This window comes from Priestia koreensis (genome assembly GCF_001274935.1).
Lineage (GTDB): Bacteria > Bacillota > Bacilli > Bacillales > Bacillaceae_H > Bacillus_AG > Bacillus_AG koreensis.
On the sequence record NZ_LILC01000025.1, the window covers coordinates 1 to 25,282 of the forward strand.

General features: G+C 39.1%; 25 protein-coding genes and 2 tRNA genes. 2 read left to right on the top strand and 25 right to left on the bottom strand.

All coding sequences use genetic code 11. The annotated features are described in order from the left end of the window. Window positions 1-341: 341 nt before the first annotated feature. From lysS to spoIIE, 17 genes are all read right to left on the bottom strand, one after another. Window positions 342-1,826: a lysine--tRNA ligase gene (gene lysS, locus AMD01_RS18230; protein ID WP_053402885.1), complete on the bottom strand. Its 1,485-nt coding sequence runs from the start codon at window positions 1,824-1,826 to the stop codon at window positions 342-344. 299 nt (window positions 1,827-2,125) lie between these two features. Beyond that, window positions 2,126-2,332 (bottom strand): helix-turn-helix domain-containing protein, encoded by a 207-nt coding sequence (locus AMD01_RS18235; protein ID WP_053402886.1) that lies wholly within the window; start codon window positions 2,330-2,332, stop codon window positions 2,126-2,128. After that, a complete protein-coding gene (folK, locus tag AMD01_RS18240) occupies window positions 2,284-2,811 on the bottom strand; it encodes a 2-amino-4-hydroxy-6-hydroxymethyldihydropteridine diphosphokinase (RefSeq protein WP_053402887.1) in 528 nt (175 codons plus the stop codon). Before folK ends, AMD01_RS18235 begins: the two co-directional genes overlap by 49 nt. Then, window positions 2,812-3,171, bottom strand: coding sequence for a dihydroneopterin aldolase (folB, locus tag AMD01_RS18245; protein WP_053402934.1), 360 nt, complete (start codon window positions 3,169-3,171; stop codon window positions 2,812-2,814). Continuing rightward, window positions 3,164-4,021 (bottom strand): dihydropteroate synthase, encoded by an 858-nt coding sequence (gene folP / locus AMD01_RS18250; protein ID WP_053402935.1) that lies wholly within the window; start codon window positions 4,019-4,021, stop codon window positions 3,164-3,166. Before folP ends, folB begins: the two co-directional genes overlap by 8 nt. A 13-nt stretch (window positions 4,022-4,034) precedes the next feature. Next, entirely contained in the window at window positions 4,035-4,892 is an 858-nt protein-coding gene (pabC, locus tag AMD01_RS18255) for an aminodeoxychorismate lyase (protein WP_053402888.1), read from the bottom strand. 4 nt (window positions 4,893-4,896) lie between these two features. Beyond that, a complete protein-coding gene (gene pabA, locus AMD01_RS18260; RefSeq protein ID WP_053402889.1) occupies window positions 4,897-5,472 on the bottom strand; it encodes an aminodeoxychorismate/anthranilate synthase component II in 576 nt (191 codons plus the stop codon). After that, window positions 5,469-6,890: an anthranilate synthase component I gene (trpE, locus tag AMD01_RS18265; RefSeq protein WP_053402890.1), complete on the bottom strand. Its 1,422-nt coding sequence runs from the start codon at window positions 6,888-6,890 to the stop codon at window positions 5,469-5,471. The genes pabA and trpE overlap by 4 nt, the downstream gene beginning before the upstream one ends. Before the next feature lie 142 nt (window positions 6,891-7,032). Continuing rightward, window positions 7,033-7,962, bottom strand: coding sequence for a cysteine synthase A (cysK, locus tag AMD01_RS18270; RefSeq protein ID WP_053402891.1), 930 nt, complete (start codon window positions 7,960-7,962; stop codon window positions 7,033-7,035). A 229-nt stretch (window positions 7,963-8,191) separates the two neighbouring features. Next, on the bottom strand, window positions 8,192-9,070 hold the full coding sequence (hslO, locus tag AMD01_RS18275) for an Hsp33 family molecular chaperone HslO (RefSeq protein ID WP_053402892.1): 879 nt from the start codon (window positions 9,068-9,070) through the stop codon (window positions 8,192-8,194). A gap of 42 nt (window positions 9,071-9,112) precedes the next feature. Continuing rightward, complete coding sequence (locus AMD01_RS18280) at window positions 9,113-9,886, bottom strand: type III pantothenate kinase (RefSeq protein WP_053402893.1); 774 nt, start codon at window positions 9,884-9,886, stop codon at window positions 9,113-9,115. Between the two features lie 135 nt (window positions 9,887-10,021). Further along, window positions 10,022-12,004, bottom strand: a complete 1,983-nt coding sequence (gene ftsH, locus AMD01_RS18285) for an ATP-dependent zinc metalloprotease FtsH (RefSeq protein WP_053402894.1) — start codon at window positions 12,002-12,004, stop codon at window positions 10,022-10,024. Window positions 12,005-12,103: 99 nt separating this feature from the next. Next, the gene (gene hpt / locus AMD01_RS18290; RefSeq protein ID WP_053402895.1) at window positions 12,104-12,643 is read right to left on the bottom strand and encodes a hypoxanthine phosphoribosyltransferase; all 540 of its coding nucleotides are present in this window, start codon (window positions 12,641-12,643) and stop codon (window positions 12,104-12,106) included. Between the two features lie 27 nt (window positions 12,644-12,670). Then, a complete protein-coding gene (gene tilS, locus AMD01_RS18295) occupies window positions 12,671-14,053 on the bottom strand; it encodes a tRNA lysidine(34) synthetase TilS (protein WP_053402896.1) in 1,383 nt (460 codons plus the stop codon). A gap of 105 nt (window positions 14,054-14,158) precedes the next feature. Next, complete coding sequence (locus AMD01_RS18300) at window positions 14,159-15,142, bottom strand: protein kinase domain-containing protein (protein ID WP_053402897.1); 984 nt, start codon at window positions 15,140-15,142, stop codon at window positions 14,159-14,161. Continuing rightward, window positions 15,111-15,848, bottom strand: a complete 738-nt coding sequence (locus AMD01_RS18305; RefSeq protein ID WP_053402898.1) for a vWA domain-containing protein — start codon at window positions 15,846-15,848, stop codon at window positions 15,111-15,113. The genes AMD01_RS18300 and AMD01_RS18305 overlap by 32 nt, the downstream gene beginning before the upstream one ends. Window positions 15,849-15,929: 81 nt before the next feature. Then, window positions 15,930-18,407: a stage II sporulation protein E gene (gene spoIIE / locus AMD01_RS18310; protein WP_053402899.1), complete on the bottom strand. Its 2,478-nt coding sequence runs from the start codon at window positions 18,405-18,407 to the stop codon at window positions 15,930-15,932. 381 nt (window positions 18,408-18,788) lie between these two features. Here spoIIE and AMD01_RS18315 point away from each other — a divergent pair. Beyond that, window positions 18,789-18,865, top strand: a tRNA-Met gene (locus tag AMD01_RS18315). 8 nt (window positions 18,866-18,873) lie between these two features. Next, window positions 18,874-18,945, top strand: a tRNA-Glu gene (locus tag AMD01_RS18320). Window positions 18,946-19,074: 129 nt separating this feature from the next. Here AMD01_RS18320 and AMD01_RS18325 read toward each other — a convergent pair. The 8 genes from AMD01_RS18325 to spoVT all read right to left on the bottom strand — a co-directional run bounded on the left by AMD01_RS18325 (window position 19,075) and on the right by spoVT (window position 25,131). After that, window positions 19,075-19,569, bottom strand: a complete 495-nt coding sequence (locus tag AMD01_RS18325) for a S1 domain-containing RNA-binding protein (RefSeq protein ID WP_053402900.1) — start codon at window positions 19,567-19,569, stop codon at window positions 19,075-19,077. A gap of 72 nt (window positions 19,570-19,641) precedes the next feature. Next, the gene (locus tag AMD01_RS18330; protein WP_053402901.1) at window positions 19,642-20,028 is read right to left on the bottom strand and encodes an FtsB family cell division protein; all 387 of its coding nucleotides are present in this window, start codon (window positions 20,026-20,028) and stop codon (window positions 19,642-19,644) included. Window positions 20,029-20,033: 5 nt separating this feature from the next. Next, window positions 20,034-20,654, bottom strand: a complete 621-nt coding sequence (yabQ, locus tag AMD01_RS18335; RefSeq protein WP_053402902.1) for a spore cortex biosynthesis protein YabQ — start codon at window positions 20,652-20,654, stop codon at window positions 20,034-20,036. After that, window positions 20,651-20,956, bottom strand: coding sequence for a sporulation protein YabP (gene yabP, locus AMD01_RS18340; RefSeq protein WP_053402903.1), 306 nt, complete (start codon window positions 20,954-20,956; stop codon window positions 20,651-20,653). Before yabP ends, yabQ begins: the two co-directional genes overlap by 4 nt. A 131-nt stretch (window positions 20,957-21,087) precedes the next feature. Beyond that, complete coding sequence (locus AMD01_RS18345) at window positions 21,088-21,351, bottom strand: RNA-binding S4 domain-containing protein (protein WP_053402936.1); 264 nt, start codon at window positions 21,349-21,351, stop codon at window positions 21,088-21,090. A 16-nt stretch (window positions 21,352-21,367) separates the two neighbouring features. Next, window positions 21,368-22,831, bottom strand: coding sequence for a bifunctional methyltransferase/pyrophosphohydrolase YabN (gene yabN / locus AMD01_RS18350; RefSeq protein WP_053402904.1), 1,464 nt, complete (start codon window positions 22,829-22,831; stop codon window positions 21,368-21,370). A gap of 13 nt (window positions 22,832-22,844) precedes the next feature. Beyond that, entirely contained in the window at window positions 22,845-24,434 is a 1,590-nt protein-coding gene (locus tag AMD01_RS18355) for a putative polysaccharide biosynthesis protein (protein ID WP_053402905.1), read from the bottom strand. 160 nt (window positions 24,435-24,594) lie between these two features. Further along, the gene (spoVT, locus tag AMD01_RS18360; RefSeq protein ID WP_053402906.1) at window positions 24,595-25,131 is read right to left on the bottom strand and encodes a stage V sporulation protein T; all 537 of its coding nucleotides are present in this window, start codon (window positions 25,129-25,131) and stop codon (window positions 24,595-24,597) included. Window positions 25,132-25,282: the final 151 nt, after the last annotated feature.

Below are 25,282 nucleotides of genomic sequence, written 5' to 3' on the forward strand. Positions count from 1 at the left end.
TCGTCCTGAGCCAGGATCAAACTCTCCGAAGAAATGTTTGACTTGCTCATTTGTTGTCTTACTTTTAAAACGTTGACATTTTGCTTGTTTTGTTCAGTTTTCAAAGTTCATCTCGCTCGCAAGCGACTTAACTATCATATCATTTCGTTTCGTTGATGTCAACATCTTTTTTGAAAAGTTTTTCTAGGTTTTCCAAAATATTTATGTCGTTTGCAGCAACGAATATTAATATATCAAATATTTTTAGTGATAGCAATATCTTTAAAAGAAGTTGTAATTTTTAGTTTTTGTTAAGTAGTAAAAAAAGAGGAAAGCTTCTACAAGCCTTCCTCTTCCCCTTATTAACGTTGGCGCATTTGAGGGAATAATAATACGTCACGAATAGATGGTGCATTCGTTAGAAGCATTACTAGACGATCAATGCCAATTCCTAGACCACCTGTTGGCGGCAAACCGTATTCTAACGCTTCAATAAAATCATTGTCCATTTCATGCGCTTCATCATTTCCTTGTTCTTTCTCTTTTAACTGCGCTTCAAAACGTTCGCGCTGATCAATTGGGTCATTAAGCTCCGTAAACGCATTTGCATGTTCACGTCCTACAATGAACAACTCAAAGCGATCTGTGAAGCGAGAATCTTCATCATTCTTCTTCGCTAATGGTGAGATCTCTACTGGATGACCGTAAATAAATGTAGGTTGAATTAGTTTCTCTTCTACTCTTTGTTCAAAGAATTCATTTACGATATGACCGTATTGCATATGTTCTGTAATTTCAATACCGTTTTCTTTTGCTAAAGCTCGTGCTTCTTCTAAGGACATTTCTTTCCAGAAGTCTACACCTGTATATTCCTTAACGGCATCAACCATGTGTAGACGTGTCCATTCTGGAGTTAAGTCTACTTCTTGATCACCATATTGAATTTTAGTTGTACCCAATACTTCCTGAGCAATATGAGCAACCAAGTTTTCAGTAAGGCTCATGATATCTTTGTAATCTGCATAAGCTTCATACAGTTCAATCATTGTGAATTCAGGATTATGACGTGTAGATACTCCTTCATTACGGAATACGCGCCCAATCTCGTACACTTTCTCTAAACCACCTACAATAAGGCGTTTTAAATGCAACTCGATCGCAATGCGCATGTATAGAGTCATATCTAATGTATTATGATGTGTAATGAACGGACGAGCTGATGCTCCACCAGCAATTGAATGCATCATTGGTGTTTCAACTTCTAGGTAGCCATGGCTGTCTAGATAGCGGCGCATAGACTGAATAATTAAGCTGCGTGTAATAAATGTACTTTTGCTTTCTGGGTTTGTGATTAAGTCTAGATATCTTTGACGATAGCGTTGTTCAATATCTTTAAGGCCGTGGAATTTATCAGGTAACGGACGTAGAGCCTTAGACAACAAAGTAAACTCTTGAACTTTAATAGAAAGTTCTCCTACTTTTGTTTTGAAGACTGTCCCTTTCACACCTACGTGATCTCCGATATCTACTGTGTTAAAGATCTCGTAAGCTTCCTCACCAATAGCATCTTTACGAACATAAATCTGAACTTGTCCTTTGAGATCTTGAAGATGCGCGAATCCTGCTTTTCCTTTTCCGCGCTTAGTCATTATACGACCCGCTAACGTTACTTCAACATCTTTTTCTTCTAGTTCTTCTTTTGAAAAACTATCATACTCAGTAATTACATCTTGTGTTAGGTGAGAACGTTCAAATCTTTTACCAAACGGATCTAAACCTTTTTCACGTAAGTCCTGCATTTTTTCTCGGCGAACAAGTAGTTGGTCATTTAATTCTTCATGACTCATCTATAATCATCTCCATGCTTATATAATTGTTGGTTCATTTCTTACAAGCTATCAATCGGAAAATGCCAGTTTGTTACTGGCAATGATTGTTATACAATAGGGGTATTATAGGTTAGCACACTATTGCTGTCAAATAGCCTGAATGTTTTCGTCTTTCTTTTCTGCCTCTTCAATAATCGTTTCCGCAAAACCATTTCCTATCAAGGGGTTGTACTAGTGCTTTTCTTCCTTCATTAGTAAGGGCTCCTGCATAATCAAGATGTGAACTCCCATTTTAAATAAGTTCTATAATACTCCCCTTACTTTTCAGGAGTTAACTCATCTTTCGTAATCCCTAGAACATTAACCGCTTCATCTAAAAATTCAGCAGATGGCATGCGGTTACCTCTTTCAATTTCACCTACAATAGAAACAGAAACTCCTAAAGTTTCCGCAAAGCTTTCTTGCGTATATCCTTTTAGTTTTCGAAAAGCTCGAATTCGTCTTCCCCATTTTTCTGTTTCCATACCCTTACTCCTTCTCTACCTTCTAATTTATCTATATAAGCAGAGATTGGCTCGTTCGTTATTGGTACACGGAGCGAAGAATCAATCTCTGCTAATGGAATCATAACAAAGCCTCTTTCCCACATTCGAGGGTGTGGAAGAATGAGTCGTTCTGATACAATATTTTCTTGGTTATACAACAAAATGTCAAGGTCTAGCGTCCTAGGCCCCCAGTGGATCTCTCTTGTTCTCCCGCCCTTTTGTTCAAGATCTTGTAAGATATCCAATAAGTCATGAGCATTCAATCCTGTCTTTATTCTCGCCACCATATTTAAAAAAGAAGCCTGCTCAGTATAACCAACAGGGGCTGTCTCATAAATAGAAGAAACTTGTTCCACAGTGATATGCGGATTTTCCCGAAGACCTTGAATTGCCTCAGACAAAAAACTAGCTCGATCTCCTATATTTGAACCAAGGGCGATAAACGCTTCATTCTCCATCTATCTGCTCCTCTTGATTTCAACAGCTACTGAATTGTAATAGCCTTGAATCGGAGGATCAGGCTTGTATACTTTTACAGTACATGCTTGAATCAATTCATATTCTACTAAGATTTGAGCAGCAATTTCCTCGGCAATTGCTTCTACAAGCTTAAAACGCTTGTTTTCTACTACATCTCTACAAACAGCATATAAATCTGCATAGCTAACCGTATGCTGAAAATTATCATTCTTTCCGGCCTCTGCCAAATCCAGTTCTACCATTAGGTCAACATTAAATCGTTGACCTAATTTATTTTCTTCTGGTAAAACACCATGGTAACCATAAAACTGCATCTGGTTGACAAAAATCTTATCGATTGTTGACATCCCCTTTACCAACTAGTACATCCATCATTTTAGCAAAACGAGAGATTTCTAATACATCATGTACCCGCATTATTTCAATTCCCTGTTCAATACCTAAAGCCACAGTCGCCGCAGTTCCTTCTGCCCGTTCCTCAGGAGGCAAATCCAACACACGACCGATCATTGATTTTCTAGAAGTCCCCAAAAGAACAGGGTACCCCCATACCTTAAAGCGGTGTAGATTACGCATTACTTCTAAATTTTGTTGAAACCCTTTGGCAAAGCCAATGCCAGGATCCAAAATAATCTGCTCGTCTTTTACGCCTGCGCGCTTAGCAATTTCAATACTTTCATTTAAGTCTTTGATCATATCCGGTATAAGATCGTTATAGCTCGACTCATCTCGGTTATGCATGAGAACGATCGGGACGTTATAAGAAGCGGCCACCTCAGCAATTTCGGGATCAGCTTTCGCGCCCCAGATGTCATTAATGATATGAGCACCCGCTTCAACCGCACACCTAGCGACTTCCGACTTGTACGTATCAATTGAAATAGGCGCTTGTACATTGTCTCTAATCGAAGCAATGACAGGCGTTACACGAGCAATTTCCTCTTCATCTGAAATCTTTGTGTATCCTGGACGCGTAGATTCTCCACCTACATCAATAATATCTGCGCCATCCTCGACAAGCTGTTGAGCACGCTTAACGGCCACTTCCAATTGATTGTACTTCCCACCATCTGAAAATGAGTCAGGCGTCATATTTAGAATACCCATAATAAGGGTTTTTTCTTTGTGATTTAATGTGTAATCTCCACACGAAATGAGTGAAGAAGGCACTAAAGTATTTGAAGCCATGTCATGTTCCTTTCTATAAAGCAAATCGACTCCATAAAGAAGAGGTCTTTTGACGATAGAGCTGCTGCAAATGACGAGTTAACGTACCTTCTCCTACTTGAAACTGTTTCTCTCCAATAGAGGTAATCGATACAATCTCCTGAATAGAATTAGTGACAAACACTTCATCACTCTCTAAAAGCTCACTCTGTGTATAAAAGCCTTCTACTACCGAGGTGTCTAAATGCTTCAACAGTGATAAAACAAACTGTCGTGTAATGCCATTTAGGATACCTGTATCCAAAGCAGGCGTATACACCTTCTTATTGTTTACAAAAAATACGTTCGACACTACACCCTCTGCAACATATCCATCATTTGTTAGAAAAATCCCCTCTTTATATGGTGTATCTCCTACTTCTCGTTTGGCCAATACATTATTTAAGTAGTGATGGGATTTCAAACGTTCTTCTCCTTCTGGTGTATTCCTTCTGAGCGCCAAAATTTGTGCTTCTTTGACTGGAAAACCACTGGGCTCTGGTAATGGTTTTATATACATGATCGTCGTTGGATGATTGTAAACACCTGTATATAATCCTAGCTCCCCAGGACCCGCCGATACATTCAAGCGAACATAAGCATCCCTTATCTTATTTTTAGTCATCAGCTGTTTCAAAGTAGTCAATATATCTTCTCTTGTCATATCCCATTGAATGGACAGCGTAGATAACCCTCTTTTCAACCTCTCTAGATGATCATCGAGTAAGAAGGGATGTCCATCATAGACACGAAACGTTTCAAATAATCCAAGCCCATACATATATCCATGATCGAAAGGGGAGATCGTTGCTTCTTTTTCTTCTACAATGCGGTTGTTTATATATATATACATTTCATCACTTCTTTTGGTAAGTATGAATAAAGTTTTGAAGCATTTCTTTTCCGAACGACGTCATAATGGATTCAGGGTGAAATTGTACACCTTCAATAGGGAGCGTTTTATGACGAAGACCCATAATCTCTCCTTCTTCTGTCCACGCTGATATCTCTAAGCATTCTGGTAACGATTCTTTCTCAACGATTAGTGAGTGATATCTCGTTGCAACAAATGGCTGCTCTAAATCTTCGAAGACTGTGTTTCCATCATGATGAATTTCAGATGTCTTCCCGTGCATTAAACGTTCGGAGCGGATTACATTACCACCGAATACTTGTCCAATGGATTGATGCCCTAGACAAACTCCAAAGATCGGAATTTCCCCAGCAAACTCTTCGATTGCTTTCAAGCTTATACCTGCCTCGTTTGGACTGCATGGGCCTGGTGAAATCATTAGAAAATCTGGATTTAACTCCTTAATTTCTTCAATTGTGATTTCATCATTTCGTTTTACCACAAGCTCTTCCCCAAGTTCACCTAAATACTGTACCAAATTAAAAGTAAATGAATCGTAATTATCAATCATTAAAATCATTCTCTACTACCTCCGCTCAGCTCTTTTTCACTCAACTCTTTGGCTTTCCATAAAGCCATTGCTTTCTTTAGAGATTCTTTATATTCACGGGACGGCTTTGAATCGATGACAATTCCAGCACCGGCCTGAACATGAACCTCTCCCTTCTCAACTAGCATGGTGCGAATAACAATATTCAACTCCATATCTCCATTAAAACCAATCCAGCCAATAGAGCCTGTATACAGGCCTCGGCGAACAGGCTCTAACTCCTCAATGATCTCCATTGTTCTAATTTTAGGGGCTCCTGTGATAGTTCCCCCAGGAAATACTGCATCGATAACGTCAACAAAGTCTTTGTTATCTTGTACGAGTCCCTTTACGTTTGAAACAATGTGCATCACGTGTGAGTACTTTTCAATTACCATAAACTCATCCACTTCTACCGTCCCGTACTGAGAGACGCGACCTAGATCATTTCGCTCCAAGTCCACTAGCATGACATGTTCTGCTCGTTCTTTCTCGTTTTGGATAAGCTCGTTAGCAAGCTCGAGATCTTCTTTTGCATTTCTCCCCCTCGAACGAGTCCCTGCAATAGGACGCGTACTTAGTTCCTTCCCCTGCTTTTTAATCAGCAGTTCAGGAGAAGAGCTTACAATATGGAAATCCTCGGTTTGCATATAAGACATATAAGGAGAAGGATTCACCGAGCGTAGTTGCTCATACAAGTTCATGGGATGAGTATGCAGCGGCTTTGATTGCCTTACAGACAAGTTTACTTGAAAAACGTCTCCTTGTGATATATATTGCTTAATTTTTTCGACTGCTTGTTCAAATTCATCTTCTTCCATTGAAACAGATAAGGGATTTTCCACCATTCCTATTTTTTCATACTTGATATGGTGTTGTACAGGAGATGTCCACTTTTTTATATATTCATTTATGAGATCATCCGCAGCTTTTTTTCTTTCATGCTGATCGTGAACCATCACCCATAACTCTTCTGTGTGATGATCGTAAACGAAAACATCATGAAACATTAAAAAATAAAGCTCTGGAAATGCTAAATCATTTTTGGCGCTAGCCGGTAGTTTTTCGACATATCTAACATAGTCATAGCTTAAGTAGCCAATCGCCCCGCTTTGGAACGAAGGAAGTTCCGGGTTTGTCGGTGCTTCATATTTCTTCATCCACTCCTTCATCAACTGAAGGGGGTTCCCTTGCTTAATCACTTTTTCCATTTGCTCTTGAATCTCTAACTGACCTTCTGAGCCCTTTAAAATAGCAAAAGGTCTTAGGCCTATGATGCTGTAACGACCACCTCGACCACTTTCCAACAAAATGTGGCTCGTTTCTTCTGCACTAAGTTCTTGATATTTTTGAAACCAAGTACTACTTGAAAGATCTATCTTCTTACCCCAAGATGCCCACTGTTGCATGCATTCACTCTCCTAAAAGCATTCACTTACTTCTTATTGTACATGATTTTTTTTCTTTGTTCACGACTCTTAGGTTAGTAAAAGGAGGAAATAAAAAAAGCCAGACGAGAAGTTCCCGTCTGGCTTTTCACCTCAATGTTGATTAGTTTTCATCAAATTGATAAAGAGGTGTGCTTAAATAACGCTCACCGTTACTTGGAATGATCGCCAAGACTTTTTTCCCTGCTCCTAGCTCTTTTGCTACTTTTAATGCCGCAGCAATCGCAGCTCCTGAAGAAATACCACCTAGAATTCCTTCTGTACGTGCAGCTTGACGAGCATATTCAAATGCTTCTTCATTTTGAATTTTAATAATTCCTTCATAAACTTCTGTATCTAAAATGGATGGAACAAATCCTGCACCAATACCTTGAATTTTATGAGGTCCTGGTTTCCCACCACTTAGAACTGGCGAATCAGTTGGTTCCACAGCATAAATTTTGATGTCTGGGTATTTTTCTTTTAATACTTGGCCAGCTCCTGTAATCGTTCCACCAGTACCAACACCTGCAATAAAAGCGTCTAACTGATCGCCCATCTGCTCAACAATTTCTTTTCCAGTTGTACGGCGATGCACCTCTGGGTTTGCTTCATTGCTGAATTGTTGAGGCATGAAATAGCCATGTTCCTTTGAAAGCTCTTCTGCTTTTCGGATTGCTCCTCCCATACCTTCAGCTCCAGGAGTTAACACAAGCTCTGCACCATAAGCTTTTAAAAGGTTACGACGCTCTATACTCATTGTATCCGGCATTACAAGAATTGCTTTATATCCTTTTGCTGCTGCTACCATTGCAAGACCGATTCCTGTGTTACCACTTGTTGGCTCCACCAAGGTAGCTCCTGGTTGTAAAGCACCTTTTTCTTCGGCTGCTTCAATCATCGCTAATGCAATACGATCTTTGACACTACTGCCGGGATTCATAAACTCTAGCTTTAAATAAACGTCTGCTAAACCCTCTTCAACGATATGATTTAATTTTACAATTGGCGTTTGACCAATTAATTCTGTTACTGAGTTTGCTACACGAACCATCTAAATCCACTCCTAATCCCGAGTAATTTTATTGATTTTATCTGTCAAAAATGTATCAGTTATTTTCTAAATTGTCAATCATTTTACTCATAGTGTACGTTATAAAAGACCTATATATGTAATCGAATTGCCGTCCTATGATGCCTTTAAAAGACGTTCGTGCCTCAGATTACGTTCTCCATATACAAAAATAGAGGCCAAATTCATTAGCCTCTACTCTTTGTGACTATTATTGAGCGTTTTCTTTCAACTCTTCCAGTTCTTCTTTGTCAAATTGATAAAGTTCATTACAGAAATGACATTGTGCTTCTGCTTTTCCATCTTCATCAATCATGTCTTGAATTTCTTCTTTTCCTAAGCTAACGATCGCATCAGCAATTCGCTGTTTAGAACATTGGCAATGAAATTCAACTGGCATTGTCTCCAGAATTTTTACGTTCTCTTCACCTAGTAAGGTATGAAGAATTTCTTCTGGTGTTAGACCCTTTTCAATAAGCTTCGAAATAGCCGGTACAGAGTTTAAGCGATTTTCAATCTCTGAAATAACTTCTTCGTCTGTCCCTGGTAGAAGTTGAATAATAAACCCACCTGACGCAAGGATCGTGTTGTCCGGGTTTACTAATACTCCAACTCCAACAGATGACGGTGTTTGCTCCGAAGAAACGAAATAATACGTAAAGTCTTCACCAAGTTCACCAGATACGATTGGAACTTGACCTGTAAAGTTTTCACGCATGCCAAGATCTTTTACAACTGTTAAATACCCTTCTGTTCCAACAGCACGTGCAACATCTAATTTTCCAAATTTATTTAAGTCAAAATGTGTTTGGGGATGTGTTACATATCCTCGTACTTGTCCTTTCGCATTGCTATCCACCAGGATAGGACCGATTGGACCTCCACCTTCAACTTTAATCGTTAATTTATTTTCACCTTTTAACATAGCTCCCATCATAACGCCTGCTGTCATTGATCTTCCTAATGCAGCAGATGCTGTTGGCCATGTGTAATGACGTCGTTGTGCTTCTCCAACAGTTTCTGTTGTTCGCACAGCATACGCACGAACTTGATTATTAAAAGCCAATGCTTTTACTAAATAATCACTCATATATGACACACCTTTCAATTTTGCTTGATCTAATCGTTCGCTTTAGATGGTGTCTGCATTCTTTGTGTAAATCAACTGCAACCCTTTCAACGTTAGGAAAGGATCGACAATATCAATGATGTTCGATTCTTTGGCAACTAAAGTCGCTAAACCACCTGTCGCAATTACTTTAGGTTCTGTTTTAGCTTCTGCTTTCATACGAGATACAATTCCTTCAACTTGTCCTACATATCCATACACAATTCCTGCCTGCATGGCTGAAACGGTATTCTTACCAATAATATGACTTGGACGCGCGATTTCAATTCTCGGTAATTTCGCAGCACGAGAATAAAGAGCCTCTGTGGAGATTGTAATACCTGGGGCAATAGCGCCTCCCATATATTGCTTGTCTTCATTCACATAACAATATGTTGTTGCCGTTCCAAAATCTACAATAATAAGCGGGCTTCCATATAAATGAATCCCTGCTACTGCATTTACAATTCGATCCGCACCCACTTCACGTGGATTTTCATACTTAATATTTAATCCCGTTTTAATTCCTGGGCCCACAACAAGTGGTTTGATGTGGAAGTATTTTTGACACATTCTTTCCAATGCAAACATAATAGGCGGAACAACCGAGGAAATAATAATACCATGAATGTCTTTGAAAGTAAGTCCAACATGCTCAAGAAGAGGTTTGATTACCATACCGTATTCATCTTCTGTCTTGTTACGACTTGTTTCAATACGCCAATGGTATTTAAGCTCGTCGCCTTTATACACACCTAAAACTGTATTTGTATTCCCTACATCTAATACGAAAATCATTTAATCACCACTTTAATTATTTTTCAGTATTACACACTGCCACAATCATACCATAACTACCATATGGGATGATAAGTTTTTCACCCGTTCCAAACGCACAAAAAAAGGTGCCCTTTTTTAAGGACACCTTCCTTTTTATATTTTCGGACCGTTATCTTTAGGATCATCGATTGGGTCTTGCTTTGGTTCTTCAATTGGTTTTGGATCTTCTTTAGGCTCTACTTTCACGTCTTCGTCCTTTTTCGTTAAGATGTTAACTTTCACATCATCATCTTTTGGAGTACGATCCGGTAGCTTTCCATGGTCTACAAGGTGCTGAATTTGTTCAGCATCCAATGTTTCCACTTTCAGTAACGTTTGAGCTACAAGCTCAAGTTTTTCGCGGTTATCAAGTAGAATTTGGCGAGCTCGCTCATAACAATCTTTGATGAAGCGTTGAACTTCAAGATCGATTTCATGTGCGATTGCATCACTATAATTTTGTTCATTATTGATATCGCGCCCTAAGAACACTTGGCCACCTTGTGATTGACCGAACTGCATTGGTCCTAGTTTGTCACTCATACCATATTCAGTTACCATCTTACGTGCAATATTCGTTGCACGTTGGAAGTCATTATGAGCACCTGTGCTCACTTCCCCGAAGATGATTTCTTCTGATACGCGACCACCTAGTAAGCCGGTAATCTTATCAAGCAATTCTGGTTTCGTCATGAAGTAGCGGTCTTCTCTTGGTAGCATAACAGCATAACCACCAGCTTGACCACGTGGTACGATTGTTACTTTATGTACCATATCCGCTTCATCTAGTACAACACCGATAATTGTATGACCTGCCTCATGGTAAGCAACAATGTTACGTTCTTTCTGAGAAATGACACGACTTTTCTTAGCAGGACCTGCAATAACACGGTCAGTTGCTTCATCAATATCAGTCATATCAATTTTCTTCTTGTTTTGTCTAGCTGCTACGAGCGCTGCCTCATTAAGTAAGTTCTCAAGATCTGCTCCCGAGAATCCAGGCGTACGCATTGCAATTGCTTTTAAGTTAACACCTTCATCAAGTGGCTTGTTACGTGCATGCACTCGAAGTACTGCTTCACGACCATTTACATCTGGGCGATCTACCGTAATTTGACGGTCAAAACGTCCTGGACGTAATAAAGCTGGGTCAAGAATGTCAGGGCGGTTAGTTGCAGCAACGATGATAATTCCTTCGTTTGCACCGAATCCGTCCATTTCGACAAGTAACTGGTTTAGTGTTTGTTCACGCTCATCGTGTCCTCCACCTAAACCTGCTCCACGTTGACGACCTACTGCATCAATTTCATCGATAAAGATAATACATGGTGCATTTTTCTTCGCATTTTCAAACAAGTCACGTACACGAGAAGCACCGACACCCACAAACATTTCTACGAAATCAGAACCACTGATTGAGAAGAATGGAACGCCAGCTTCACCAGCTACTGCACGAGCAAGTAATGTTTTACCAGTACCAGGGGGTCCTACAAGAAGAACACCTTTTGGAATACGTGCTCCAAGCTCAGCGAACTTGCGAGGATCTTTTAAGAATTCTACAACCTCAACAAGCTCTTGCTTCTCTTCATCTGCGCCTGCTACATCTCTAAACTTAACCTTTTTCTTTTCTTCGCTGTAAAGCTTCGCTTTACTTTTACCAAAGTTCATAACACGACTTCCGCCGCCTTGAGCCTGATTAATCAAGAAGAAGAACAGGATAAAGATAATCACAAACGGAATGATTGATGTAAAGAATGTCATCCAGCCACTTGCTTCATCAGCAGGATCTGTCGTCACCTTCACCTTGTTTTCAGTAGCTGCATTATCAATGCGCTCTAATGCTTTGTTGCTATTCGGGATATAAGTTAAGAATTGTTTGTCTTGATCATACGATTTTAACTTCCCTCGAACTTCGTACACACCTCGTTCAGGCTTAATGGAGAGTGACTCTACATCGCCTTTATTTAGGTGAGAAATAAACGTATCGTTGCGCATTGGTTCAGTTTGTTGATTAGATCCACTGAAGAATGTCACAACGCCAATAACCACTAAAAAGATAAGTAAGTAAAATATGGCATTACGGAAGATGCGATTCATCCCTTACCTCCTCCCACAATAAGTAAGAATGTATTCAATAGTATCATAGAAAATTTATCCTATACAACAAATTGCTTGCTGTAATGGTCCCGAAAATTGTTAGTTACTGTATACTTCTGGTTTAAGAATTCCGATGTACGGTAAGTTGCGATATTTTTCTTGATAATCTAGACCATATCCAACCACAAACGCATCTGGAACATTGAACCCGACAACATCCGCTTTGATTTTTGCTTTGCGGCCTGTTGGTTTGTCTAAAAGCGTGACAATTTTAATGGATTTGGCTTTACGATATTTAAATAGTTCCACTAAATAACTTAAAGTTAAACCACTATCAATGATATCTTCAATAATTAAGACATCACGGCCTTCTACTGATGTATCAAGGTCTTTAATGATTTTTACTTCACCAGATGACACCGTTTGGTTTCCATAACTAGATACGTCCATAAAATCCATTTCTAAATATGTATCTACACGTTTAAGAAGGTCAGCCATGAACGGCATTGCACCTTTTAACACGCCAATCGCCAAAGGAAAGCGGTCTTGATACTCATCTGTTAGTATCTTACCCAATTCTTTTACTTTTTCCTGAATTTCTTCTTCAGTAATTAAAATTTCTTTAATATCTTGATTCATTTCCTTATTTGCCTCCTAGAAGTTTAGCTACTTATAGTATAAAATAACATACTTTTGCTGTTGATAGGTATTTAACTCGTAGGATGATTTTTTCAAACCAGGTATCCACAGTATCGTACCATCTCGATCCTCTACAATTGGCCATACGCTCCGTTCCGACAAAGGTACTTTAGCGTCGATGAAAATATCCTTTACCTTTTTCGTCCCTTTCATGCCTTTTATCTTTAACTTATCGCCTAAATTTCGTGAGCGAACAGTTAAAGTCTCTCCAATGTATCTCTCATCAAGTAAAAATATATCATTTCCCTTTACTTCAATTGGATGTTGGTTATGTATGGAACAAATTAATTTTCGTCCATTAGGGAGAGTAAGCTGTCCTGGAACTGTAAGGTGATATGAATATGACTGATCTTTCTTCTCCTCAAAAGTAAGCAGACATTCATTGTAAGAACGAATAGCCTGTAATCCGCCAGGCAAATGCAAACGCCCTGATGGATGATCACTTTTAAATAATGCTAAAAGATCTCTTACATTCGCTGAGGAAAGAGTCGGAGGAATCTCCGTGTAGAGATAGTTTAATATTAGTTGAATCCCACGTCTTTGTAAAGGTTTACGCTTTTTTTGGAACTCTTCTATATCGATCAGAATACCTTGGTCACCTTTCTTTTTCATTACTGTATTCATTTCCGCTACCGTTAATTCCTCTAAGTACTTTTGGTCTTCAGATAAATTTTCGCTAAAAGCTTGAAAACGCTCATGTACCTCAGGATTTTCAGCCTTTAAATGCGGGAGAATATAGTGACGAAATCGATTACGAGTATAAGTAGTTTTTTCATTGCTAGGATCTACACGCGGTTCTAATCCAACGTGTTCACAATACTTAATGAGATCTTGTTTTGTGACTGACAATAAGGGACGGACGATTTCTCCTTGATAAAATGGGCGCTTGGCTTGAATGCCAGCGTATCCATTCATCGTGCTCCCACGCGTCAGCTTCATAAGGATTGTTTCTACTTGATCATCACCGTGATGAGCTAGGGCCAATGTGTCAGCATTGTATTTTTTCATCACATCAGCGAAAAAAGCATACCTACACTCTCTTGCTGCTACTTGGGAAGTAAGTTTCTTTTCTTGTTGATAAGCCGTCACATCAATTTGAATACTTTCGCACCTTATATCAATTGACCGACAAAAGGCTTCCACGAATTTTAAATCATCTTCTGATTCCTTCCCTCGAAACATGTGATCAACATGAGCTGCTATTAGCGTTAGACCTCTTCGCTCACTTTCCTCATGTAAAAAATGTAAAAGTGCCAACGAATCGGGTCCCCCTGATACTCCTACAATAACAGTAGAGTTGGGAGAAAATAACGTATGTTTCTTAATAAATTGTTGAACCTTTCCAATCATTGCTGTCAGCCCTTACTTTTTTCACTTTTCATTATATGATAAATTTACCACTATTTCATTGTATACGAAAAACTTACGCATAAGTTTCATATTTTCTTCACACTTTTATAGTACTTGAATCCATAAATACAAAAGATAAATAAGGGTAACAGACACAAATAACGTAACCGTCTCTAAAAAACGTGAACGTTTCTTCTTTTTATGCTTCGTTTGTCTCGTCTTACTTGAAGCCTTAGAGCTTTGTATATTAACTCTATACGAAGAGTCTTTTTTATCTTGGTGAGTCGTGATGTAAAGAAGGTCCTGCCTCATCTCCTCAGCGCTTGCGTACTTTCCTGTTAAGGCTTTATATAGTACTTTCTCATAAGGCTTCAACTCCGCTTTTGCCCCGATCATCTTTTTAAGTTGAGCAATGCCTCCTTCTGTTTTCTTAAATCGTTTTGGGTAGACGGTATTTAGCATAATCATTCCAACCGCAAACAAGTCGTAACTTGCGTGTGCTTGTCTTGTCCCTAGTCCCCAGTAACCTCGATCATAAAAATCCGTGAATTCTTTAATGGAACGTCCATGGAGCGTTGTTCCTCCTACATCTAACCATCTCACTTGAACAGGATTCGGAGTGACAACAAGATTATCTGGCTTTAAATCCCCAAATGTCCATCCAGATTGATGGAGCTCCCCAAGGCTTTTCAATAACTGCATTGTAAGTACGGGCATCCACTCAATTCCCCTACTACTTACAAAAGATAAAAATGAGTCCCCTTTTACGTATTCCATCACATAGAAAGAAAGAACTTCAGACTGGTAGGTCATTTTCCAATCGTCTACATCTATTAAAGAAGGTCCAAGGACTTTTCCATGGACCTTTGAGAAGTGTTTCAACACATTAACTTCGGATGTAACAGATGCATTGGTAAAACTAATTTTTAATGCTACATGCAAACCTGTATGATTTTCAACTAAATAAACCACTCCGGTAGCACCTATGCCCAAGAGTCGGACGATGCGATATGTATGATGATGCCATTTTCCACTGATAAGTGTACCTGGGGCTAATTTACATACCTGATTCTTCAATATTTTGTTCATGGTGAGTTAACATACTCCTTAAAGAACGTCTTCTCTCAAAATAATGCGTTGCTTCCTGAATGGCCGGACCTGTTGGTGTGATCCCTCCAGCCGTTAGCTTTGGAAAAATACTAGATAGAGATTCTAGTCGCGGACTCCAGTCCATTAGTTTCTCCACATCTTTCTTTTTCCCTGGAAATAAAAAGATAGAAAATAAATTACTTCCCATACGGGCATTTAAACTCATTGCAAGATCTAACAGTGATTCTTTAACGGTTGGAAGCTTATTCTTCATACTTGCACTCATATCAACAAGAATCAAAATCTCTAAATCCACCGTTTCACCAAGTTCATCAACTACTTCCATGATTTCTCCACGCTTTTCAGGAGGAAGATCTTCCATCTGTAGCTTTGAACCTAGTATTTGTTGAAGCTCCTGATTGACAACGCCTTGCAACGTTTGTGTCATGGCTTGTCTCGTTACCATCTGGACGGTTTGTGCCAGTTGCTGTGTATAGACAAGTTGACTAACTCCTCCACCAGAAGCTGCGATTCCCTCAATTTCCTTCATTCCTTGCTCATCTATTAAATTCTCTTCCATAACGCCAATAACGTTTACCGTAATCCCTTGTTCACGTGCTAAAGCTGCCATTGCAACAGGATCTTGACCTGAGTTAGAACCACCATCAGTAATCACAAGCATTTGCTTAATCGTTCCTTTTTTCAATGAAAATCCCCTCCTAACTAGTTATTACCATTTTTGACGCACAAACGGTAATTTATACTTAATAGTTAGGAGGGGGCGTAATTATTGAGCCTGTTTTCCGTATGAATAGACGGGAATCGTCGACCACTTAGGTGTATTATGCTTAATTTGTGCCACCATAACCGTCATATCATCATCAATCATTCCAGACCGTGTACGAATAACTTCTTCCATAATTAAATCGGCGATTTCCTGTGGATCACTTGTTTGCAACTCAGCTACTTTTCGCTTCATCCACATTTCATAGTTTTCAACATGCTTTGGTCCTTCAAACACACCGTCACTCATCATGATTAGCAAATCTCCAGCCTTAAGCTGCTCACTTACAACATCTACCTCAAAATCTTCTATAATTCCCATTGGTAGATTACTTGCTTGTATTTTAATAATCTTATCGCCCCTTTTAACAAAGCTTGGTGTAGAACCAATCTTTAAGAATTTTGAATGAGCATCCTGTAGATCAATCATTGCTAAATCAAGTGTCGCAAAAATTTCATCGCTTGTTCGTAACGCTAAAATTGAATTTACTGCTTTAATCGCTATTTTTTCTTCAATTCCCGTCTGCAGAATCTTCTTTAAGAGCTGAAGCGTTTCATTACTCTCGTAGTGGGCTCGTTCACCATTACCCATTCCATCACTAATCGCTAGGGCATACTTTCCTGCTCCTAATTCAATCATTGAATAGCTATCTCCTGATACAAATCCTCCGCCTTTTGCAGCATGTGCCACGCCTGTTTCAACAACAAAGGCTTTCGCTGAACCAAAGGAAACGTGGCAAAGTTCCTGCGGATAAGCAGCACATTCTTCGTGTTTGACCATAATTGTTTCACCCAAAATATCTGAAAGCATTGGAGCAATGAGCTTTTCACTTTCGCCTCGATCATGGCAATAAGGCGTCCACATTTCAATATCCACATTTCCAGCCTCAAGGTTATAGATTTCAATTTGATTGATCTCAATTCCAAAATCGCGAATAGCCGCTTGAATTTGTTCTTCTTGCATATACCAATTTTCACGTTCTCTTTTAATTTCATTTGCAAAGTTCTCCATCACTTGTGAAACACCCATAAGCTGTTCAGCGACAATTTTTCGACTATCTTGAATTTGTTTATTGATTTTTTGATTCGCTTTAAAATACGTTAGTTCTTGATCAATAATATCAATAACCTTTTTAGCCTTAATACAGTGCTTGTCCATCTCACGACTAATTCTCGTATTTTGATGAAGAGTTCCATTATCGACTTCTTCCATGATTTGCGTCATGTATTCGTATGTTTTATCGAACTGAGCTCCCCAACACTGTTCCTTTTTGAAACAAAGCTGGCATGTTCGCTCTGTGACGTTACTTAAAAAATAATCCACTTCTTTATTTTCGTCATTTCCCTCATCGTAAAAACCATTTTGAGAGAAACTGTTTGAGAGCGCATTGAACACAGTAGAAAACTGCTGTACGCGGTGTGCAGTTACATCTCTAATTTTCCGTAAATATTGCTGCTGGTCGTTGAGATTTTCAGTCGTACCGGGAATGATTTTACCAATATTTTTCAGAATAATAAGAGGTGTTAAGAAGAAGAGCCCCACTGCTACGAGTGACTCGTAGAGGTTTGTCATTACCGGTTGATCAGCTTGTGCATATAAACCGATTAATAGCGAACCGACAATTAGACCAAGAGCTGCCCCCACTCTTTTTCCATCTTTTAGCAGACCACCAAGCAGACCAGCAAAGGCTAAGAGGCTCATTTCGTATAAGCTTGATACATTTGCTAGACTAAGTACTAGTCCACAAACAACGCCTACCGTAGCACCTGTTGTAGATCCAGCTACAAATGCAAACACAACGACCAAATAACGAGATAAAATATGCTCAACCGATAATCCGTACACACTCCAACCACTTGTACCCGTCATGACAGTAGCAAGCAAGATAATTAAGCAAATAACCTCTTCAACCTTTAGAGACTGCCGTCGACTTTTACTAGATAGCAAAGGAATACTTTGAAGAAAAATCATGGTTAAAATAAAGCTCAAACCAGCTTCAACAGCCGCAAAAGTAAAATCATAAAACGTAAGATCTCGATCAATCACATAAAATACGCCTACTTTTGTAATGAGCATCGTAGCAAAAACGAGGAATGGTAGCTTACGCAGAGGCTCTACGGAAAAAAAGCCGCTAAGTCGATTAAAGAGTAAAAAGGCAAAGATCGATAAGAATACCATTCCACCATTTTGAATGGATAAACTAAATGCACCAGCCAAAACAGATATTGTCGCAATCCCTAATTTATCTCTCTTAATCACATAAACTGACGCAAAGAACGGGAGGGCAAACGGCATAATTTTCATTAGGATTAATGCACGACCTAATAGGAAACCGACCATTAGGAGTAATAAACCGTGTTGAAACATAAGACGCTCAATCTTCAAGCTAACTCGTCCAAAAAAACGTGAAAATTCTAAACGCGACCGATTAAAGACTACTTCTCCAACTGGCTGTGAATAATTCCTTTCTGTTTTTTGCATTTTTCCACCACCCAAACGTTATACTTGTGTAGCTATTATAACGATTGTTTCCTTCATAATTTGTCAAAACAAGAGAAGAACTCTAAGAATCGTTCGACGGTTTTCTAGAATTACAAATCAAACTATACAAATTCCATCATAATCCGTTCAGACAAAGTGAATATTTTGACATATCTCGTAGTAATTTCTCATCTTTTTGCAGGAATATTTTTAAAAAATGATATTGAAATTTACAGGTGACTTCTGTAAAGTAAAAAGGCGGTAAGAATTGTTCTAAACAATCGCAATAAAAGTTTCCTAAAGCTAATTTTTTAGGTTCCTTAAAAAAGTGTTGACTTTACAAAAGAAACTTAGTAATATATATTTTGTTGTTAAATAAATGGCGGTGTAGCTCAGCTGGCTAGAGCGTACGGTTCATACCCGTGAGGTCGGGGGTTCGATCCCCTCCGCCGCTACCATTTATAACGGCCCGTTGGTCAAGCGGTTAAGACACCGCCCTTTCACGGCGGTAACACGGGTTCGAATCCCGTACGGGTCATCCTAAAACACATGCGAAAATCGCATGTGTTTTTTGTTATGATCACTGACACATAACAAAACCCCCCTGCACGATGCAGGGGGGTAATCTATATTTCATAAACTCGCTCAGTAGTTAATAAGCAGCAAGTTACCCTCTTCTAGCGCCACGGCCACCACGTTTGGACTCCGTATTGCGTTTTAAAGAAGCTAGACGATCTTCACTTTCTTTGAGGAAACGCACCATTTTTTGTTCGAAGTTCTCTTTTGATGGTCCTCTATCATTGTTGTTACGGTTTCTTTGAGGGCGGTCGCCGCCCCCACGGAACGGACGCTGCGGACGGTCGCCACGATCTGGACGTTGTGGACGGTCAGTACGCTCTGGACGCTCTGGACGTTCTGGGCGCTCACTTTCTTTTGCCTTCTTGATCGAAAGACCAATCTTGCCATCTTTCTCAACGTTAATTACTTTTACTTCTACAGAATCCCCGACTTGCAAGTGATCGCGAATGTCCTTAACATAGTTGTCAGCTACTTCACTAATGTGAACTAAGCCTGTTGAGCCTTCTGGTAATTCCACGAATGCTCCAAAATTAGTAATGCCCGTTACCTTTCCCTGTAACTTGCTGCCTACTTCGATTGACATAAAAAAAATGCTCCTCCTTAGAAATATCAATGAATCATTTTATTATATTATACAAAAATCCAAAATGCACTGTCAATTCGAGGACTTATCGCCCTTTTTTATGTTGAAAATAATTTCGCCATTTTCCGATAAAAAATAGTCTCGACGTGCAATTTTCTTAATGTATTCTTCATCATTTAATTTCGCTATTTCGTCTTTTAACTGCTTTTCTTTTTGGTCTAGCTTCGCAATTTTTGTATGCAATTGCTTTTTATCTTCTTCACGCTTTTGAAGAGTTTGGTGCTGTGAAATAAGAACAGATGTAATGGAGCCCAGTATGATGAGCGCAATCACTCCAAACGCAATAAGTCTTCTCGTTAGTCCGACACGACGTCTGCTTTTATTCTGCTTTTTCATTGTTTGGGCTTCCATGTAATCGGAACTGAGCGGAGATACTTTTTCATCGCGCTTTGAACTCATCCTTACTACTCCTCCTTATTTCTAAATTTTTCCCACCACGTTAGAAGTTGTTGTTTCATATTCTGTAGCCTAGGAAGAAATCCCTTTATTTTAGTTGCTGTCTTCACGGAAAAGTCTTTTACAGATTTAGGCAACATTCGCCAAATGAGAAAGCTTATCCACTTAAAAGGAGCAAAAATAATCTTCAAAAGGAATAGAGCTAGCTTTAACAAAATCTGTATACCACCTAACAAAACAGCTAGTACCATTTTTACTAGGAAGAAAATCGGGGAAACGAACAACAACTTAATTGTTCGAACGAGTACTTTATAGATACGCACAATCGTTTGAACGAGGAAGACCAGAACCCTCATATACATTCCCTTCAACAAGGCCTGATACATAGCAAAACCACATATTAAAGCCAGGAATGCATAAAACCGGAGTTCTCCTTCATTTACGGTAAAAAGTACATAGAATACAAGTAATGATTGCAGAAACCAAAATAAAAGATCGTTTATAAATACAAGCCACGAGGACCGCTTCGACCGATTAAAGAAATAATGATATGTATCGAGGGCAGCACCTAAGTAACTACCCATCGAAATCATAGCGATCATTGTGTAAAATTGCAAATTTAAACTCATCGAAACAGCTTGCTAAAGAAGCCTTTAGCCTTCTCCGACTGGTTTTCATCTAAATATACTATATCAAAAACCTTTCCTTTTATCGATACAATTCCCTTTTCAACATCCAAATTTTTCATTTGGAGATTTTGGCCTCGAATCGAAAGAAAGCCCATCACTGTTTCAAGGAGAAATTCCTCATTATCAAAGCTTTCAACCTGTTTAACACCTGTGATATCTACTAGTCTGCGGCCTTTCATTGAAATATCATGATGCACAGCTTGTTCTTTATTGCCTGAACCTGTATCGTATAATTGGCTCATTTCAATCCCCCATCTCATTCACTGAGAGCAATTCATACGCCGCATTGTACGCTTCAATAGCTCTCATAATCTTGTTAAAACATATGAGATGAAGGGATGTTTTAGAACAAGCCTCCTCGATTTTCTATCCCTTATTCAGCCGGAACGCGCTCTTCTTTTACGACAGAATATAAAGAGTTTGCTTCTTCTTTTTTAGCCGTTTCTTTAAGCGATTCTACTTTTACCGTCACTTCTTTTGTGCCAAATTTAATTTTCAATTCATCGCCTACTTTGACGATAGAACTCGCTTTTGCAACGATGCCGTTAATTTCGATACGACCTTTGTCTGCTACCTCTTTTGCTAACGTACGTCGTTTAATCAAGCGAGATACTTTTAAAAATTTATCTAAACGCATTGTAATCACCTTTCTTTTATAAACCGTTTTTCTTTGCTTCATTCCAATATTGATCAAGTTCTTCTAGCGTATAGTCTTCGAACGCTTTGTTCGATTCTTTTACCCTTTTTTCAATGTATTGAAAACGTCTTGTAAACTTTTGATTCGTGCTTTGTAATGCCACTTCTGGATCAAGCTGATAATAGCGAGCAATATTGACGAATGCAAATAAGACATCTCCAAATTCTTTCAGCATATTCTCATTTGGTTCTTCATTCGCACTTTCTGCTTTGAATTCCTCTATTTCTTCCGATACTTTTTCCCACATAGGCGCCACATCGTTCCAATCAAAGCCTACTTTACCTGCTTTTTTCTGGATCTGATACGCCATCATAAGGCCGGGAAGGCTTTTCGGAATCGAATCGAGCAATGAGTTTGGTTTTGTTTGTTTCTCTTCTTGCTTAATGGCATTCCAATTTTTTAATACTTCATCTGCATCCTCTGCTTGTACATCACCGAAGACGTGTGGATGTCGACGAATCATCTTCTCTGATAACGTTCGAATCACGTCATCAATTGTAAAGAATCCTTCATCTTCTCCAATTTGAGCGTGCAACATAACCTGTAGTAGTACATCTCCAAGCTCTTCGACTACGTGCTGATCATCTTCCTCATCAATTGCCTCTAAAAGCTCATAAGACTCCTCTAAAAGATACGGTTTTAAGCTCTGGTGGGTCTGTTTTTTATCCCACGGACAACCATTAGGTCCTCTTAATGTAGCAATGATTGATCGCAGCGACTCAAACTGATGATATAAAATCTCTTCTTTCGTTACTGGAGGTACATAGACCGTTGTTAAATTACTTAATGTCATATCATGGTCCAGTTCATATAGAGGCACCTTCGTAATCTTTTCCAATGTACTACCAGCAGCGGTGACAATATAAACCTCGTGCTCATCAGGTAAGTGCTCCATCAATGTTAACTTCACATCAGAAGCCACGAATTGATCATATACCTGTGCGATCAGCATGTGCTGAGTTAACTTGAGCTCTGATTTGTCTAAAGCTGTCCCGTCTAATAGCTGAAATCCTTCAATTGGATCGATTTGCAAGGAATTGAAAATCGGATCCAAAAAGCTTTGTCCGCCCTTTACATCAATCTTAATATCATGAGATTTCGCACCTTCTACCAACAATTGCACAGCGCGCTCTGCGACAAACGGATGACCTGGTACTCCATAGACAATATCCTGCTCTTTTGCTTTTTCAAACAACGTTGATACGATCTCCTGATATACTTCGTCAAACGAATCATGACTCTCGTAAATAGAATCAAATGAAGTGAACGTAATTCCTTCATTTTCAAGATCTTTTACAACAGGATGCTCTTTTGTACGTAAAAACAGGTGAGGCGCATTTTTTAGCGTACGAAGCACCCCAATTGTTAGCTGGTCAAAATCACCTGCTCCTATTCCCACAACTGTAATCGTATTTGTCATATATTCACCTTCATCATTTATTATTTTTTAATTTAGCCAGTTTGCTTCCTAACGGCAACAGTTCAATTTCTCGCTTTGCAAATACATTCGTTTGTAAAATCAGAACGAGATACACTACCCCACCAATCGCAACACCACTAAAGGCTTCAAGGACCGAACTCCACACTGTTTTAATATGAACATATCGTAGAAATAATTCATGATGTCCTAACAGAAGTGCAAGCATACATCCCCCTGCTAAAAGAGGTGATAAAAGGTCTTGAATTTTGTAGGATAAGGCTATCTTTTTACGCAAAGCGTAGATGTTACAACCCGTAATCGCTAAAAATGCAACGACGGATGCCAAAGCGCTTCCCGTAATTTCGAAGAGCGGAATTAACCATACGTTCCCAATCCATTTTATACATGCACCTACTATGATCGCGAGCGCTGGGGCGTATACTGATCCAATTCCTTGTAAAATGGCTGCCAAGGTGGAGGCGAGTGTAGTAAATAAAATAAGCAGACTTAATATCTGTAGCGTGAAAGACCCAGCACGATCTCCGAAAAGCATGGTGTTCGTCGAGTTCATAATACCAACTAATCCAAATGCAGCCCCTACCCCTACTACAAAGGCTACACGCAGTGATAAATGAATTTTTTCGTATAATGCTTGTCTATCTCTTTTCGTAAAAGCAGAAGAAATAACGGGTACCAGCGAAAGAGAAAAAGCAGTTCCTACTACGGTTCCTAGCTGAATGAGCGGTAGACCGCGATCATATATTCCTTTTGCAATCTTTGCGTCTACATTCAACATATGATGGGTAGTCAGCTGTGAATAGATCGTAAACGAGTCAATTAATTGTAACAAAATCAACCCCATGCTACTAAGGCACATAAGCGTTCCATTCATAACCAACTGCTTTAAAATTTCAACGACAGAAATAGACTTCTTGATCGGCTGATTTGGATAAAACACGCGTTTGCGGAAAAATGCTAGTAGAACCACTATAGAAGCAAGCGCCCCCGTAATGGAGCCTAATACAGCCCCCACACCTGCCATATAAAGACTATATCCTGCCCTAAGAAATAAGTAAGAGGCCAGTAGAATCGTTACCACTCGAACAATTTGTTCGGCAACTTGTGATGTTGCTGTTGGCAGCATATCTTGATGTCCCTGATAGTAACCTCTTATAACCGCGATGAACGGAGTAATTAAAGAAGCGAACGCCATCGTTTTAATTAAAATGGTTAACTTCAGATCTCCCATCAACCAAGCAATTTTATGAGCACCTAAAAATTGGATGAAAAATAGTCCAACATTAAGCAAAAATAAAAAAGTAAAAGAAACCATTAAAACTTTTCGTATCGACTTGTAATTAGCCAACTCAATTTGTTCCGCAATTAATTTCGAAATGACAACGGGAAAACCATACGTACTAATCAATAAAACCATTCCGTAAATCGGATAAACCTGTTGATAGATATAAAACCCTACGTCACCTGTAATATGATGATAAGGAATGCGATAACCAGCACTCAATATTTTAGTTATTAGTCCGGCAATTGTTAGAAGAACAGCTCCATTCAAAATAACGGCCGTTTTCCTCTTATTTCTACTCATGTTTTCGTACCTTTCTTCCTACGACAACTAAATTCCCTGTTATTATATCATGTCTCGCCTTTACTGCTTGCTTCTTAACCCATTCCAAATAAAAAAAGGCAATCCACATTATTAGGATTACCTTTCTTCTTTTGAGTAAAGATATGGTGTATGAAAATAATTATTGCTCCATTTGGCGTGATAAGAAGCTGGCTGCAGTTTCTACAGACTTATGCTCAATTTCACTTACCTGCTTGTCTTTCGATAAAATGACAACTGCCCCAATCGGATCGCCGTTTGCAATAATTGGTCCAATTGTATAAGACATAATTGTCTCTTCATTCCCATCTACAACCTCAATCTTTTTCTCATCCGTTACCAATACAGATGCTCTGCTCTCCATTGCGGATTCGATTAGCTCACTAACACTTTTATTGAGATACTCTTTCTTTGATCCACCTGCTACCGCAATATAAAGGTCACGGTCGCAAACTAGCACTGTGTGACCAAGGCTGTCGTATAATGCCTCTGCATACTCTTTTGCAAAATCGCCTAGTTCACTGATAGGAGAATATTTCTTAAGGATTACCTCTCCGTCACGATCAACGAAAATCTCCAATGGATCTCCTTCACGGATACGTAGCGTTCTTCTGATTTCTTTCGGAATAACGACACGCCCTAAATCATCAATACGACGAACAATACCTGTTGCTTTCATCAGGGAAGCCTCTCTTTCATATCATGAATAGTTAAGATTAGATGATGTAATAATGTTTTATCATCTTTGTTGAAATTAGTATCCTTCACAAAATCACTTCTATACACCAACTATCTCTTTTTTTGCTAAAAAGTCACCAAAGTTGGAATTA